This window comes from Pseudomonas sp. GW822-FHT05A08, assembly GCF_058800485.1.
Map to the genome: position 1 here is coordinate 1,707,945 of NZ_CM179511.1, position 15,284 is coordinate 1,723,228.

A 15,284-nucleotide genomic window follows, 5' to 3' on the forward strand; every position below is an offset into this window, starting at 1 on the left:
CATTTACCGGCAGAGCAGGGGGGATCAGCCCGCCACCAGGACCCGGATCGCTTCCAGGCGCAGCGCGGCTTTCTCAAGCATCGCCAGGCCTTGTTCGCGTTGTTGACGCAGGGCCACCAGTTCGCTGTCGCGCACGGTCGGGTTGACCGCCTGCAACGCGGTCAGGCGCGCCAGTTCTTCGTCGGTGTCGGCGGCCAGGCGCCGTTGCGCCTCGGCCACGCGCTCGGCGTGACGCGGGGCGATCTTCGCTTCGCCGGCGTTGATCTTCGGCGTCAGCTGGTCGCGCTGGGCCTGGATGAACTTGTTGGCGCTGGCCCGTGGCACGCTTTCCAGCTGGTCGTTGAGGGTCTCGAAGGCGACGCGCGCCGACAGGTCGTTGCCGTTGGCGTCCAGCAGGCAGCGCAGGGCAGCCGGTGGCAGGTAGCGGCCCAGTTGCAGCGAGCGCGGTGCCACCACTTCACTGACATACAGCAGTTCCAGCAACACGGTGCCGGGTTTCAGCGCCTTGTTCTTGATCAGCGCCACGGCGGTGTTGCCCATGGAACCGGACAGCACCAGGTCCATGCCGCCTTGCACCATCGGGTGCTCCCAGGTGATGAACTGCATGTCTTCGCGAGACAGCGCCTGGTTGCGGTCGTAGGTGATGGTCACGCCTTCGTCGTCGCCCAGCGGGAAGCTGGCGTCGAGCATTTTTTCGCTCGGCTTGAGGATCAGCGCGTTGTCCGAATGGTCTTCGCTGTCGATGCCGAAGGCGTCGAACAGGGTTTCCATGTAGATCGGCAGGGCGAACTGGTCGTCCTGCTCGAGGATCGCTTCCACCAGTGCATCGCCTTCGCCGGCACCGCCGGAGTTGAGCTCCAGCAGACGGTCGCGGCCGGTGTGCAGCTCGGCTTCCAGGCGCTCGCGCTCGGTGCGCGCCTCGTCGATCAGTGCTTGCCACTCGCCGTCGTCGGCTTCTTCCAGCAGCGGCAGCAGGCGCGGGCCGAACTGATGCTGCAGGGCGTTGCCGGTCGGGCAGGTATTGAGGAAGGCGTTCAGCGCTTCGTGGTACCACTGGAACAGGCGCTCTTGCGGGCTGGTTTCCAGGTACGGCACATGCAGCTCGATCACGTGTTTCTGGCCGATCCGGTCGAGACGGCCGATCCGCTGCTCCAGCAGGTCCGGGTGCGACGGCAGATCGAACAGCACCAGATGGTGGGCGAACTGGAAGTTGCGACCTTCACTGCCGATTTCCGAGCAGATCAGCACCTGGGCGCCGAACTCTTCGTCGGCGAAGTAGGCGGCGGCGCGGTCGCGCTCGAGGATGTTCATGCCTTCGTGGAATACCGTGGCCGGGATACCGGAGCGCACGCGCAGGGCGTCTTCCAGATCCATGGCGGTTTCCGCGTGGGCGCAGATCACCAGGACCTTGGTGCGCTTGAGCATTTTCAGCTGGTCGATCAGCCACTCGACGCGCGGGTCGAACTTCCACCAGCGCTCTTCTTCGCTGGCGTCCGGCTGGGCCTGGAAGCTGACTTCCGGGTACAGCTCGGCGTGCTCGCCCAGCGGCAGTTCCAGGTACTCGTCCGGGCATGGCAGCGGGTACGGGTGCAGCTTGCGCTCGGGGAAGCCTTGCACCGCGGCGCGGGTGTTGCGGAACAGCACGCGGCCGGTGCCGTGGCGGTCCAGCAACTCGCGCACCAGACGCGCGCTGGCTTCAGTGTCGCCGTCGTTGACGGCGGCGAGCAGGGCTTCGCCTTCGTTGCCGAGGAAGTTGTGGATGGTCTTGTGCGCTTCGGGCGACAGGCGTCCTTTATCCAGCAACTCCTGCACGGCTTCGGCCACCGCGCGATAGTTTTCGCTCTCGGCGCGGAAGGCGGCCAGGTCGTGGAAGCGGTTCGGGTCGAGCAGGCGCAGACGGGCGAAGTGGCTGTCCTGGCCCAGTTGTTCCGGGGTGGCGGTGAGCAGCAGGACACCGGGGATCACCTCGGCCAGCTGTTCCACCAGCGCGTATTCCGGGCTGACCTGGTCTTCGTGCCACACCAGGTGGTGCGCTTCGTCGACCACCATCAGGTCCCAGCCGGCGGCGAACAGCGCGTCCTGGGCCTTCTCGTCGTCCACCAGCCATTCCAGGGCCACCAGGGCGAGCTGGGTGTCTTCGAAGGGGTTGGCGGCATCGCTTTCGATAAAGCGTTCTTCGTCGAACAGCGCAACCTGCAGGTTGAAGCGCCGGCGCATTTCCACCAGCCACTGGTGCTGCAGGTTCTCCGGGACCAGGATCAGCACGCGGCTGGCGCGGCCCGACAGCAGCTGGCGGTGGATCACCAGGCCGGCTTCGATGGTCTTGCCCAGGCCCACTTCGTCCGCCAGCAGAACCCGCGGCGCGATACGGTCGGCGACCTCACGGGCAATGTGCAGCTGGTGGGCGATCGGCTGGGCGCGTACGCCACCCAGGCCCCACAGCGACGATTGCAGCTGGCGGCTGGTGTGTTCCAGGGTGTGGTAGCGCAGGGAGAACCAGGCCAGGGGGTCGATCTGCCCGGCGAACAGACGGTCGCTGGCCAGGCGGAACTGGATGAAGTTCGAGAGTTGGGTTTCCGGCAGGGTGACGACTTCGTTCTGCCCGTTGAGGCCGTGGTAGACCAGCAGGCCGTCGACGTCGTCGACTTCGCGCACGGTCATTTTCCAGCCTTCGAAGTGGGTGATGGTGTCACCCGGGGAAAACCTCACGCGAGTGAGGGGCGCATTCCGTAGCGCATACTGGCGAGTGTCGCCAGTGGCCGGATAGAGCACGGTCAGCAAGCGGCCGTCCTGTGCCAGAACGGTGCCTAGACCTAGCTCGGCTTCGCTGTCACTAATCCAGCGTTGCCCCGGTTGATACTGCTGCGCCATGCTGCCTGACTCCCGCCTTGAAAAAGCCGACTATGTTAACGGATCGGCGGCCTCAGGCCAAAGGACTCTAACAAAAACAACTACGCTGGAAGGTAGCGTATCGGGCGCATTTGTCGGGGCTCGGGGCACTATCGGGTGACGACTGGGTCACAAGTTTGCGACCGATGGCTCAAGTCGCCCCCGCAGCAGCCGACAGCCTGCCGACAGGAGACCAATAATATGCTGCCCCCGATGCTGCCCTTGAGTGCCGTGCCCGTGACCTCCCAGCAGGATCCGATCCGGCCGCGCCCGGATATCCCGCCGGTGGTGCCGGTGCAACAGAGTTCCAACGAAAGCACCATCGACCTGCAAAAGCGCGATACCGAACAGTCGGCGCTACTGCTGCGCGAAGAACAGCAGCGCCAGCAGCAAAGGCACAAACGCCAGCGCGAAGCCGAGGCTGCGGACGATCCCGAACTGCACCTGGCTGTGCCCGGGGACGAGTTGAATGCCGACAACACCGTGCCGGTGGCGCCGCTGATCGAGGACGCGCCACGCCAGGGGCTGTGGGTCGACGTCGAGGTTTAGATACCGCTCTTTAAATACCTGCGACAGCGGAGCAGGGGATCACACACCGCAATCCGCGCGGTGCTGGTCAAACGACGGGCCTCCACCTTTAATTGCGCTGAATATCTGCCGATCACTGGTCAGCCGCCGTGTCACGCCGCATTATTGGCAAACCCGCAAGGGCCGTAGCCACACTCTATATAGAGGCTCCGGTCGACATAGACCTGAACGATGCAAGCCAACGCCATGAGCCAAGACGACAACCTGATCGACCTGAACGCCGAACGTGCCAAGCGTGTGCATGACTTGAAGGAAAAGCGCCTGAACGAAGTGCGCCAGGCATTCGAGCAGGCAATGCCCCTGGGCAAACCGAAGAAGAAACCGAAAAAGCCGAAAAAGCGCTGAACCGGGCGCGATCTGTTGATGTAAGTCAGTTATTTCCCCTCCCTGTCGTCCTGTCTTGGGCGACCATTGACCCCGGTCAATTTTCCCCGCCGCCTCTTTGGTTAACTTAGCCCCATCGCAACAGGGCAAGAGCAGGAGGCCAGTCATGTTTTTCGACAATGTGGTGATCGCCGGAGTGCTGACTGTCGGCCTCATGGTTCTGTTTTTCGCCGGGTTTGGATTTTTCATCTGGAAAGATGCGCATAAACGCAAAAAACCTTAAGTCTTTCCGGTAACGAGCACGCAAGGCATTTTGGGCAACTTCGGTTGCCCTTTTTTTTGCCTGTGTGTTTTGTGGCAAAGCCCTCATTTATTTCAGGCACAAAAAAAGGTGCGACCCGAGGGGCGCACCTTTTTTGTCGCGGACTGAACGAATCAGGTCCCGAGGGCTTTCGAGGCCAGCCAGAACAGACCGGCCGACAGCGCCACGGTTGCCGGCAGGGTCAGCACCCAGGCCAGCAGGATGGTGCGTATGGTGCCGCTTTGCAGGCCGCTTTTGTTGGCGACCATGGTTCCCGCCACGCCCGACGACAGCACGTGGGTGGTCGATACCGGCAGGCTGAAGATATTGGCCATGCCGATCAGGCCGGCGGCGGTGATCTGCGCCGACATGCCCTGGGCATAGGTCATGCCTTGCTTGCCGATCTTCTCGCCGATGGTCTGTACCACACGTTTCCAGCCGATCATGGTCCCCAGGCCGAGGGCCAGGGCCACGGCCAGGATCACCCAGAACGGCGCGTACTCGGTGGTGGCGGTCAGGTCTTTGCGCAACTTGTCCAGGTCAGCCTTTTCACGGGCCGCGAGGTGCGGCAGCTTGCCGACTTTCTTCGCGGTGTCATCCAGGCAGAGCAGGTAGCGACGCACTTCGATACGGCTTTCGGCCGGCAGCGAGTGATAGTCGGCGACACCCTTGAGGGTGCCCAGCAGCGCGGCGATGGTCGGTTCGGTCTGCTGCGGGTTGCAGCGGAACTTGCCTGGCAGGTCGTCTTTCACGCTTTTGCCCAGGGCCAGGAACTCGCCCAGGGAGTCCTCGTTACGCTGATAGAACTGGCTCAGGTGCAGGGTGGCGTCGCGGGTACGCTCGATCTGATAGGTGGTGCTGTTCAGGTCGAGCACGAACTGCGCGGGCACGATACCGATCAGTACCAGCATGATCAGGCCGATGCCTTTCTGGCCGTCGTTGGAACCGTGCACGAAGCTCACGGCCATGGCCGAGATCACCAGCACCAGGCGATTCCAGAAGGGCGGGTGTTTCTTGTCGTCGACCTTGCGGCGTTGTTCCGGGGTCTTGTGCATCTTCGAGATCGGGCGCCACCACTTCAGGCCGATCAGCACCAGGGCGGCAATCAGGAAACCGGCCATGGGCGAGAACACCAGGGAAGCACCGATGTCGATCGCTTTCTGCCAGTTCACGCCATCGCCCAGCGGGATGTCGTTGAGCAGGGCATTGGCCAGGCCGACACCGAGGATCGAACCGATCAGGGTGTGGGAACTGGAGGCGGGAATACCGAAGTACCAGGTGCCCAGGTTCCAGGTGATGGCCGCGGCCAGCAACGAGAAGACCATGGCCAGGCCGTGGCCGGTGTTGACATTGATCAGCAGCTCGACCGGCAGCAGATGGACGATGGCATAGGCCACGCCGACACCGCCCAGCAGCACGCCGAGGAAATTGAATACACCGGAAAAGAATACGGCCAGGTGCGGCGGCATGGCTTTGGTGTAGATAACAGTGGCAACCGCATTTGCGGTGTCATGAAAGCCGTTGATGAACTCGTAGGCGAGGACAAAAGCCAGGGCGAGCAAGAGGCTCACAAGCACCCAAGCATCCAGTCCGCTGAATAAATCGATCATGAAGGTTTTCTGACCCGGTCATAAGGGGGCGCGATTATGCCAGAAAACCCTGGTAATCGATGCACTAGGTGCTGGTTGGTAACATTCTTCAACGAAAAAGCCGGAGGCAGGCCAATGGCCATGCCTTTTTTCGGGGCATGGGCAAGCCATTGATTTTACTGGGGCTCATCCTTATGGCCAGGGGCACAACGCTGGGCCAAACGTCTCAAACGTTTGTATGAAATTTCAGTGCCATGACACTTTTTGAGCCCTTTGGGGCCATTCGCTGCAACACGGCGGATGCCAGGCCGACCTTGCGATCGACCTTTATCTGCAAGGGCATCGAGCCGTGCGAAAGTTTCAGGCGAACAGCGTCACGGCTGGTCTGCCTTGAGCTCTTTTTCCATCTTTTGCAGTTCTTGGGTGAAGGCCTGGTCGAGAACGCTGGCGCGCTTGCGCCAGGGTTTGCGTTCCGGTTCAGGCTGGGCGGCGTAGGTGGTGACTTCGCCTCCGTAAACTTCCTTGTAACGTTGTTCCTGGCGCTCAAGTTCCGCGCGCAGTTCGTCTTTCGTCACAGTGTTACCTAACTGAGTTGAGATTATCCCGATGATACGCATTGCCTAGATCGGGTTTATCAAACCGCCTCGTACTCGGCTCGATTAAAGGAGCCAGGATTGCGATGGGGCTCGCCAAACCGCTTCTTGTTGCATGCGGCCACGCCACCGGACAAGAACAGCTGTCGTAGCAACAGTTACTTTTTTGCAAACGCATTGGCCGGGCATATTGAGATGAGCGTCAAGCGCTTGCTGCAGGAGGCGTCATTTACTCTACGCAGCCTGATGATGCTGCCGGACGCAGAAAAGCGTCGGTGATCACTTTGCTCATTATAGCGGCGGCCATGAATAACTCTATCGGCAATAAGTTAAAAATCATCAACTTGATATCAGGGTTTTGTTACACGAAAGTTTTAATCCGGATGACGAGAGCAGTTCTGTAACAAGGCCTGACAAGTTGCCTGGACTAATGCGGAAGAGTTTTATTGGCGACGAAAAAGCGGCACATCGCCTGGCAGGCATTTATCGCGATGGATTGCGATTATCGGTCGATGGTTCGATAATCGCCCAATGTTGGCCGTGCAGGCTTGTGCATCCTCTCCAGTACGGCTTGTAATAAGCCGGACTTCCGTCGCAGAGAACCTGAAATGAACGATCAATTGCGTAATTCCTTCGCTTCCGCCGCGCCGCCGATTGTCGCTTCGCCGGCCAAGCGGATTCAGGCGCTGACGGGTGATCCGGATTTCATGACCTCTCTGGCTCGCGGCCTGGCGGTGGTCCAGGCCTTTCAGGAGCGCAAGCGCCATCTGACCATCGCCCAGATCAGCCACCGTACGGAGATTCCCCGTGCCGCCGTGCGCCGCTGCCTGCATACCTTGATCAAGCTCGGTTACGCCACCACCGATGGCCGCACCTATTCGTTGCTGCCCAAGGTGCTGACGCTGGGGCATGCCTATCTGTCTTCCACACCGCTGGCGGTATCGGCCCAGCCTTACCTGGACCGCATGAGCGAGCAACTGCACGAAGCCTGCAACATGGCCACCCTGGAAGGCGACGACATTCTGTACATCGCCCGTTCGGCCACCACCCAGCGCCTGATCTCGGTCGATCTCTCGGTGGGTGGGCGCCTGCCGGCCTACTGCACATCCATGGGGCGGATCCTGCTGGCGGCGCTGGATGACGCCTCGTTGCGCGAATACCTCGACCATGCCGACCTGCAAGCCAAGACCAGCCGTACCCTGCACACGCCGCAGGCGCTGCTCGAATGCCTGCAACAGGTCCGGCAGCAGGGCTGGTGCATCGTCGATCAGGAACTGGAACAAGGCCTGCGCTCGATCGCCGTACCGGTGTACGACGCTTCGGGCCAGGTACTGGCTGCGCTCAACGTCAGTACCCATGCCGGCCGCGTCAGCCGCGCCGAGCTGGAGCAGCGCTTCTTGCCGGGCCTGCTCAGCGCCAGTCGCGACCTCAGCGCCCAATTGTTCGCTTGAGGGCTGCCTGCTTAAGCTGTTCGATAAACGCACAGATACGCGCTTGCTGAATTGACGCTCTTTCCCTTGCCTCATTAATGTCGCGGCAGCGTCATCCGGCCACTGGAGCACCGCCTCTGCAATGGCCGCGTGACGCCCCCATAATAATGAAGAGGCCAACCCCCCATGAGCATCGCCCGCGCGCCCAGCCGCGCTCCTCTATTCTGCCTTCGCCTGCCGACGGCCTGATCCCGCAAGACCCTTTTCGATCTGAACCGACCAGCTCTGGCTGGCACCTGTGCGCCTGCGTTTTTCGCGTGGAATAAAAATAATGAACCAGCCTCAATCCGCTGTAGGGAACTGCCTCGATGTGCAGTCCTTTATCAATACCCAGCCGCTGTCGCGCTATCAGTGGCGGGTGGTGATCCTGTGTTTCCTGATTGTCTTCCTCGATGGCCTCGATACCGCGGCCATGGGCTTTATCGCGCCGGCGCTGTCCCAGGATTGGGGCATCGACCGCGCCAGCCTCGGCCCGGTGATGAGTGCCGCGCTGATCGGCATGGTCTTCGGGGCGCTGGGCTCCGGCCCGCTGGCTGACCGCTTCGGGCGCAAAGTGGTGCTGGTGGGGGCGGTGCTGCTGTTCGGTGCCTTCAGCCTGGCGTCGGCCTACAGCAGTAATGTCGACCAGTTGCTGGTGCTGCGTTTCCTTACCGGCCTGGGCCTGGGCGCCGGCATGCCGAATGCCACCACGCTGCTGTCCGAATACACCCCCGAGCGCCACAAGTCGTTGCTGGTGACCAGCATGTTCTGTGGTTTCAACCTGGGCATGGCCGGCGGCGGTTTCATTTCCGCCAAGCTGATCCCGGCATTTGGCTGGCACAGCCTGTTGCTGATCGGCGGGATTTTGCCGCTGATCCTGGCAGTGGTGCTGCTGGTCTGGCTGCCGGAGTCGGCGCGTTACCTGGTGGTGCGCAATCGTGGCACCGACAAGGTGCGCAAGGCCCTGGCGCCCATCGAGCCGGGCACGGTCGGCCAGGCCGCGAGCTTCAGCGTGCCGGAACAGAAGACGGTGAAGGCGCGCAATGTGTTTGCGGTGATTTTCTCCGGGACCTACAGCGCAGGCACCTTGCTGCTGTGGCTGACCTATTTCATGGGACTGGTGATCGTGTACCTGCTGACCAGCTGGCTGCCGACCCTGATGCGCGACAGCGGCGCGAGCATGGAGCAGGCGGCCTTTATCGGCGCGCTGTTCCAGTTCGGTGGGGTACTCAGCGCCGTGGTGGTGGGCTGGGCCATGGACCGCTTCAACCCGCACAAGGTCATCGGCACTTTCTACCTGCTGGCCGGGGTCTTCGCCTACGCGGTCGGGCAAAGCCTGGGTAACATCACCTTGCTGGCGACCCTGGTGCTGATCGCCGGCATGTGCGTCAACGGTGCGCAATCGGCGATGCCATCCCTGGCCGCGCGCTTCTATCCGACCCAGGGCCGCGCCACCGGCGTGTCGTGGATGCTTGGCATCGGTCGCTTCGGGGCGATCCTCGGGGCCTGGATGGGCGCCACGCTGCTGGGGCTGGGCTGGAATTTCGAGCAAGTGCTGACCGCGCTGGTGATCCCGGCCGCGCTGGCGACCACGGCGGTGGTGATCAAGGGCATGGTCAGCCATGCGGATGCGACCTGATCGAATCAGCAAGGCGCTCCTCAAGGGAGCGCTGAATACCTGTAGCCACTGCCGCAGGCTGCGATAAGGCCGAAGGCCTTCAGCGATCCTGAGATCTTCGCGACCGTTCTCCGAACGCGGCCCGGGTCGATCGCAGCCTGCGGCAGCGGCCACAGCACAATCGATAGTCAGACAACAATCTGTTCGATAAGCGAACGCTCAGTCGATTATCGGATTGTTTGGGTTTTTCCCTCGGCTTAATCTTCAGTCACTCCGGCGCATCCTTCGGCGCCTTTTTCTTCCAGTCGCTCAATAACAATCGGGAGATCCCCCATGGCTGAAATCCTTTCGCTGCACGACGCGGTGAAGCAGTTCGTCAACGACGGCGATACCGTCGCGCTCGAAGGCTTCACCCACCTGATCCCCACGGCCGCGGGTCATGAAATCATTCGCCAGGGCAAAAAAGACCTGACCCTGGTACGGATGACCCCTGACCTGATCTACGACCAGTTGATCGGTGCCGGTTGTGCCCGCAAGCTGATTTTCTCCTGGGGCGGCAACCCGGGCGTCGGCTCCCTGCATCGCCTGCGGGATGCGGTCGAGAAGCAATGGCCGCACCCCCTGGAAATCGAAGAACACAGCCACGCCGACCTGGCCAATGCCTACGTGGCGGGCGCCTCGGGCCTGCCATTCGCGGTCTTGCGCGCTTATGCCGGCTCCGACCTGCCGAAGGTCAACCCGCTGATCAAGAGCGTGACCTGCCCATTCACCGGTGAAGTGCTGGCGGCGGTGCCATCGGTACGTCCTGACGTCACCGTGATCCATGCGCAGAAAGCCGACCGCAAGGGCAACGTGCTGTTGTGGGGCATTCTTGGCGTACAGAAGGAAGCCGCCCTGGCCGCCAAGCGCTGCATCGTCACCGTGGAAGAAATCGTCGACGACCTGAACGCCCCGATGAACGCCTGCGTGCTGCCGACCTGGGCCCTGAGCGCGGTCTGCCATGTGCCGGGCGGCGCCCATCCGTCCTACGCCCACGGCTATACCGAGCGCGACAACATCTTCTACCAGGCCTGGGACCCGATCGCCCGCGACCGTGAAACCTTCACCGCCTGGATCAACGAATACATCCGCGGCAGTGCTGACTTCAGTGAATTCCAGGCCAAGCTGGCCGCAGCAACGGGGGCCAAATAATGACTTACTCCACCAATGAAATGATGACCGTTGCCGCCGCCCGCCGCCTGCAGAACGGCTCGGTGTGTTTTGTCGGGATCGGCCTGCCGTCCAAGGCCGCCAACCTGGCGCGCCTGACTTCGTCGCCGGACGTGGTGCTGATCTACGAGTCCGGTCCGATCGGCGCCAAGCCCAGCGTGCTGCCGCTGTCCATCGGTGATGGCGAGCTGGCCGAGACCGCGGACACCGTGGTGCCGACCGGCGAGATCTTCCGCTACTGGCTGCAAGGCGGGCGTATCGACGTCGGTTTCCTCGGCGCCGCCCAGGTCGACCGTTTCGGCAACATCAACACCACGGTGGTCGGCGATTACCACCAGCCGAAAGTCCGCCTGCCGGGCGCCGGCGGTGCGCCGGAGATCGCCGGCTCGGCCAAGAGCGTGCTGATCATCCTCAAGCAATCGTCGCGTTCCTTTGTCGACAAGCTCGACTTCATCACCTCGGTCGGTCACGGCGAAGGCGGCGACTCGCGCAAACGCCTGGGCCTGCCAGGGGCCGGGCCGGTGGGGATCATCACTGACCTGTGCATCATGGAGCCGGAAGCCGGCACCCATGAATTCGTGGTGACCTCGCTGCACCCGGGCGTGACCCGCGAGCAGGTGGTCGCCGCCACTGGCTGGGCGATCCGTTTCGCCGACCAGGTGGCGGAAACCGCCGCCCCGACCGAGATCGAGCTGACCGCCTTGCGTGACCTGGAAGCCCGCACCGCCGCGGCCCATGGCCAAACCCCGGGAGAAGCCTGATGCGCGAAGTGTTTATCTGTGACGCCATTCGTACCCCCATCGGCCGCTTTGGTGGCGGTTTGTCGACGGTGCGGGCCGACGATCTGGCCGCCGCGCCGATCAAGGCGCTGATCGAGCGCAACCCGTCGGTGGACTGGAGCGCGGTGGACGAGGTGTTCCTCGGCTGCGCCAACCAGGCCGGCGAAGACAATCGAAACGTGGCGCGCATGGCGCTGCTGCTGGCCGGGCTGCCGGACACCATTCCGGGCGTGACCCTCAACCGCCTGTGCGCTTCGGGCATGGATGCCATCGGCACCGCCTTCCGCGCCATCGCCAGTGGCGAGATGGAGCTGGCCATCGCTGGCGGCGTCGAGTCGATGTCCCGCGCGCCCTTTGTCATGGGCAAGGCCGACACCGCCTTTTCGCGCAACATGAAGCTGGAAGACACCACCATCGGCTGGCGCTTCATCAACCCGCTGATGAAGGCTCAGTACGGCGTGGATGCGATGCCGCAGACCGCCGACAACGTCGCCGACGATTATCAGGTGTCGCGTGCCGACCAGGATGCGTTCGCCCTGCGCAGCCAGCAGCGCACCGCCGCGGCGCAGGCCGCCGGGTTCTTCGCCGAGGAAATCGTTCCGGTGCGTATCGTCCACAAGAAGGGCGAGACCGTTATCGAGCAGGACGAGCACCCGCGGGCCGATACCTCGCTGGAAACCCTGAGCAAACTCAAGCCGGTCAACGGCGCGGACAAGACCGTCACCGCCGGCAACGCCTCGGGCGTCAACGACGGGGCGGCGGCGCTGATCCTGGCGTCGGCCGAAGCGGTGAAAAGGCACGGCCTGACCGCCCGTGCCCGGGTGCTGGGCATGGCCAGCGCCGGCGTGGCGCCACGGGTGATGGGCATCGGCCCGGTGCCGGCGGTGCGCAAGTTGACCGAGCGCCTGGGCGTGGCGGTCAGCGATTTCGATGTGATCGAACTCAACGAAGCCTTCGCCAGCCAGGGCCTGGCAGTATTGCGCGAACTGGGCCTGGCGGACGACGCGCCACAGGTCAACCCCAACGGCGGCGCCATCGCCCTCGGCCATCCGCTGGGCATGAGCGGCGCGCGCCTGGTATTGACCGCGCTGCACCACCTGGAAAAGACCGGTGGCAAAAAAGGCCTGGCGACCATGTGCGTGGGTGTCGGCCAGGGCCTGGCATTGGCCATCGAGCGCGTCTGACGCGCTTCTTATAAGAACGAGGAACGAGCATGACCGACAAGCCCGGTTACCGGCGCCCGCAACCAGGTACTCAGCCTGATTACCTGCACCCGGCCTACAAATCCACCAACACCCGCTCGCCGTCCAAGCCGCTGGTGTTCCTGCCCCATTCGCTGTCGGAAATCACCGGCCCGACCATCGGCGCCGATTACCTGCAGGACAAGGACAACGACCTGACTGCCCAGCATGCCGGCGAGCCTCAGGGCGAACGCATCATCATCCACGGCCGGGTGCTGGACGAGAACGGCCTGCCGGTGCCGGGGATCCTGGTGGAGATCTGGCAGGCCAACGCCGCCGGTCGCTACAACCACGACCGCGACCTGCATGACGCACCGTTGGACCCGAATTTCACCGGCACCGGGCGCACCGTCACCGATGCCGATGGCTGGTACCAGTTCCAGACCATCAAGCCCGGTGCCTACCCCTGGGGTAACCACCACAACGCCTGGCGTCCGGCGCATATCCACTTCTCGCTGTTCGGCCCGAGCATTCTCACGCGCCTGGTGACCCAGATGTACTTCCCCGGCGACCCGCTGCTGGCCTACGACCCGATCTACAACTGCGTGCCGGACACCCGCGCCAAGGAACGCCTGATCGCCAGCTTCGACCTGGAGAAAACCATTCCGTCCTACGCCCTCGGCTACCGTTGGGACATCGTCTTGCGCGGCCGCGATGCCACGCCGATGGAGAAATAAGATGACGCTGACTGCGACCACATCCCACACCGTCGGCCCGTACTACCACATCGGCCTGACCTGGCTGAACCGCGAAGACCTGACCCGGGCCGAGACCCTCGGCGAGCGGGTGGCGATCAGCGGCCAGGTGGTGGACGGCAACGGCGATTTCGTCAACGACGCCATGCTGGAAATCTGGCAGGCCAACGCGGCCGGCAAGTACGACCACCCGGAAGACGATCAGGCCAAGGCCCTGGACCCGAACTTCCAGGGCTTCGGCCGGGTGCCGGTGGATGGGGAAGGGCGTTTCCGCTTCACCACCATCAAGCCGGGTACCGTACCTGGCCTGAAAGGCTCGACCCAGGCGCCGCACCTGGTGGTGCTGGTGTTTGCCCGGGGCCTGGTCAAGCACCTGCTGACCCGTATCTACTTCGACGGCGAGCCGGCCAACGCCGCCGATCCGCTGCTGGCCTGCGTGCCCGAAGAGCGTCGCGCCACCTTGCTGGCCAAGGCGGATGCCGCGGGCCACTACCAGTGGAACGTGATCCTGCAGGGGACCGACGCGGAAACGGTGTTCTTCGATTATTGAGTGTGCCTGGGGGGATCGCGAGCTGGTTCGCGATAAGGCTGAACCGGTCGCTTCCCCCAAGGTCGTCTTGCGGAACGGGACTGTTACAAAGTATGTCTAGACTCACCACGTCCCCAAAGAGTGAAAACCCATGACAACGTTAACCAGTCACTACACGACCGAGGAGCGCAGCAAGAGGATCTTCGCGATCGTCGGCGCTTCCTCCGGCAATCTGGTCGAATGGTTCGACTTCTACGTCTACGCCTTCTGCGCGATCTATTTCGCCCCGGCGTTTTTCCCCTCCGACGACCCCACGGTGCAACTGCTCAATACCGCCGGCGTGTTCGCCGCCGGGTTCCTGATGCGTCCTATCGGCGGCTGGCTGTTCGGCCGGGTGGCCGACAAGCACGGGCGCAAGAATTCCATGATGATTTCGGTGCTGATGATGTGCACCGGCTCCTTGGTCATCGCTTTCCTGCCGACCTACGCCAGCATCGGCGCCTGGGCGCCGGCGTTGCTGTTGATGGCGCGGCTGTTCCAGGGCCTGTCGGTGGGCGGTGAGTACGGCACCACCGCGACCTACATGAGTGAAGTCGCACTCAAGGGCCAGCGCGGGTTCTTCGCGTCCTTCCAGTACGTGACCCTGATCGGCGGGCAATTGCTGGCGGTGCTGGTGGTGGTGATCCTGCAACAGTTTCTCGACGAGGCGCAGCTCAAGGCCTGGGGCTGGCGGATTCCGTTCGTGATCGGCGCCATTGCGGCCCTGATCTCCCTGCTGCTGCGGCGCTCGCTGAAAGAAACCACCAGCAAGGAAATGCGTGAAGACAAGGACGCCGGCAGCGTGGCCGCGCTGTTCAAGCATCACTCGAAGGCCTTTGTCACCGTGCTGGGCTACACCGCCGGCGGCTCGCTGATTTTCTACACCTTCACCACCTATATGCAGAAATACCTGGTGAACACCGCCGGCATGCACGCCAAGACCGCCAGTTACATCATGACCGGCGCTCTGTTTCTCTATATGTGCATGCAGCCACTGTTCGGCATGCTGGCGGACAAGATCGGCCGGCGTAACTCGATGCTCTGGTTCGGCGCGCTGGGCACGCTGTGCACCGTGCCTATCCTGCTGACCCTGAAAACCATTACCAGCCCGTTCCTGGCCTTTGTGCTGATCACCCTGGCCCTGGCGATCGTCAGTTTCTACACCTCCATCAGCGGCCTGGTAAAGGCCGAGATGTTTCCGCCGCAAGTGCGGGCGCTGGGGGTAGGCCTGGCCTATGCGGTGGCCAACGCGCTGTTCGGCGGTTCGGCGGAATACGTGGCCCTGGGCCTGAAATCCCTGGGCATGGAAAACACCTTCTACTGGTACGTGACGGCGATGATGGCGATTGCCTTCCTGTTCAGCCTGCGCCTGCCGAAACAGGCGGCGTACCTGCACCACGATCTGTGACCTGTCCGCGTGC

At 62.9% G+C, this 15,284-nt stretch carries 14 protein-coding genes; 11 read left to right on the forward strand and 3 right to left on the reverse strand.

The annotated features are described in order from the left end of the window. Positions 1–24: 24 nt before the first annotated feature. Positions 25–2,871: an RNA polymerase-associated protein RapA gene (gene rapA, locus AC3RCP_RS07745; protein ID WP_492569486.1), complete on the reverse strand. Its 2,847-nt coding sequence runs from the start codon at positions 2,869–2,871 to the stop codon at positions 25–27. A 219-nt stretch (positions 2,872–3,090) separates the two neighbouring features. Here rapA and AC3RCP_RS07750 point away from each other — a divergent pair, with 219 nt between their 5' ends. The 3 genes from AC3RCP_RS07750 to ccoM all read left to right on the forward strand — a co-directional run bounded on the left by AC3RCP_RS07750 (position 3,091) and on the right by ccoM (position 4,084). Then, the gene (locus AC3RCP_RS07750) at positions 3,091–3,438 is read left to right on the forward strand and encodes an aspartate-semialdehyde dehydrogenase (protein ID WP_492569487.1); all 348 of its coding nucleotides are present in this window, start codon (positions 3,091–3,093) and stop codon (positions 3,436–3,438) included. A gap of 210 nt (positions 3,439–3,648) precedes the next feature. Next, positions 3,649–3,822 carry a hypothetical protein gene (locus AC3RCP_RS07755; protein ID WP_007926604.1) on the forward strand — a complete coding sequence of 58 codons (174 nt, stop codon included), beginning with the start codon at positions 3,649–3,651 and terminating at the stop codon, positions 3,820–3,822. A gap of 145 nt (positions 3,823–3,967) precedes the next feature. Then, complete coding sequence (gene ccoM, locus AC3RCP_RS07760; protein ID WP_007926603.1) at positions 3,968–4,084, forward strand: cytochrome c oxidase subunit CcoM; 117 nt, start codon at positions 3,968–3,970, stop codon at positions 4,082–4,084. A gap of 152 nt (positions 4,085–4,236) precedes the next feature. Here the strand turns inward: ccoM and AC3RCP_RS07765 are convergent, their stop codons facing one another. After that, positions 4,237–5,712, reverse strand: a complete 1,476-nt coding sequence (locus tag AC3RCP_RS07765; RefSeq protein WP_007926602.1) for an inorganic phosphate transporter — start codon at positions 5,710–5,712, stop codon at positions 4,237–4,239. A 353-nt stretch (positions 5,713–6,065) separates the two neighbouring features. Next, entirely contained in the window at positions 6,066–6,266 is a 201-nt protein-coding gene (locus tag AC3RCP_RS07770; protein WP_009042495.1) for a hypothetical protein, read from the reverse strand. A 626-nt stretch (positions 6,267–6,892) separates the two neighbouring features. On the opposite strand from AC3RCP_RS07770, the gene pcaR reads away from it, so the two are divergent. The 8 genes from pcaR to AC3RCP_RS07810 all read left to right on the forward strand — a co-directional run bounded on the left by pcaR (position 6,893) and on the right by AC3RCP_RS07810 (position 15,271). Next, positions 6,893–7,735 (forward strand): pca regulon transcriptional regulator PcaR, encoded by an 843-nt coding sequence (gene pcaR, locus AC3RCP_RS07775; protein WP_007926599.1) that lies wholly within the window; start codon positions 6,893–6,895, stop codon positions 7,733–7,735. 310 nt (positions 7,736–8,045) lie between these two features. After that, positions 8,046–9,392, forward strand: coding sequence for a 4-hydroxybenzoate transporter PcaK (gene pcaK / locus AC3RCP_RS07780; protein WP_492569488.1), 1,347 nt, complete (start codon positions 8,046–8,048; stop codon positions 9,390–9,392). Positions 9,393–9,704: 312 nt separating this feature from the next. Next, entirely contained in the window at positions 9,705–10,562 is an 858-nt protein-coding gene (locus AC3RCP_RS07785) for a CoA transferase subunit A (protein ID WP_009042497.1), read from the forward strand. Beyond that, complete coding sequence (locus tag AC3RCP_RS07790) at positions 10,559–11,341, forward strand: CoA-transferase subunit beta (RefSeq protein WP_172833204.1); 783 nt, start codon at positions 10,559–10,561, stop codon at positions 11,339–11,341. The genes AC3RCP_RS07785 and AC3RCP_RS07790 overlap by 4 nt, the downstream gene beginning before the upstream one ends. Continuing rightward, entirely contained in the window at positions 11,338–12,543 is a 1,206-nt protein-coding gene (gene pcaF / locus AC3RCP_RS07795; protein WP_492569765.1) for a 3-oxoadipyl-CoA thiolase, read from the forward strand. Before AC3RCP_RS07790 ends, pcaF begins: the two co-directional genes overlap by 4 nt. 29 nt (positions 12,544–12,572) lie before the next feature. Further along, complete coding sequence (gene pcaH, locus AC3RCP_RS07800; RefSeq protein ID WP_007926590.1) at positions 12,573–13,277, forward strand: protocatechuate 3,4-dioxygenase subunit beta; 705 nt, start codon at positions 12,573–12,575, stop codon at positions 13,275–13,277. A 1-nt stretch (position 13,278) separates the two neighbouring features. Continuing rightward, positions 13,279–13,845, forward strand: coding sequence for a protocatechuate 3,4-dioxygenase subunit alpha (pcaG, locus tag AC3RCP_RS07805; protein WP_150049365.1), 567 nt, complete (start codon positions 13,279–13,281; stop codon positions 13,843–13,845). A gap of 130 nt (positions 13,846–13,975) precedes the next feature. Continuing rightward, on the forward strand, positions 13,976–15,271 hold the full coding sequence (locus AC3RCP_RS07810) for an MFS family transporter (RefSeq protein ID WP_492569490.1): 1,296 nt from the start codon (positions 13,976–13,978) through the stop codon (positions 15,269–15,271). The last annotated feature ends 13 nt before the right edge of the window (positions 15,272–15,284 follow it).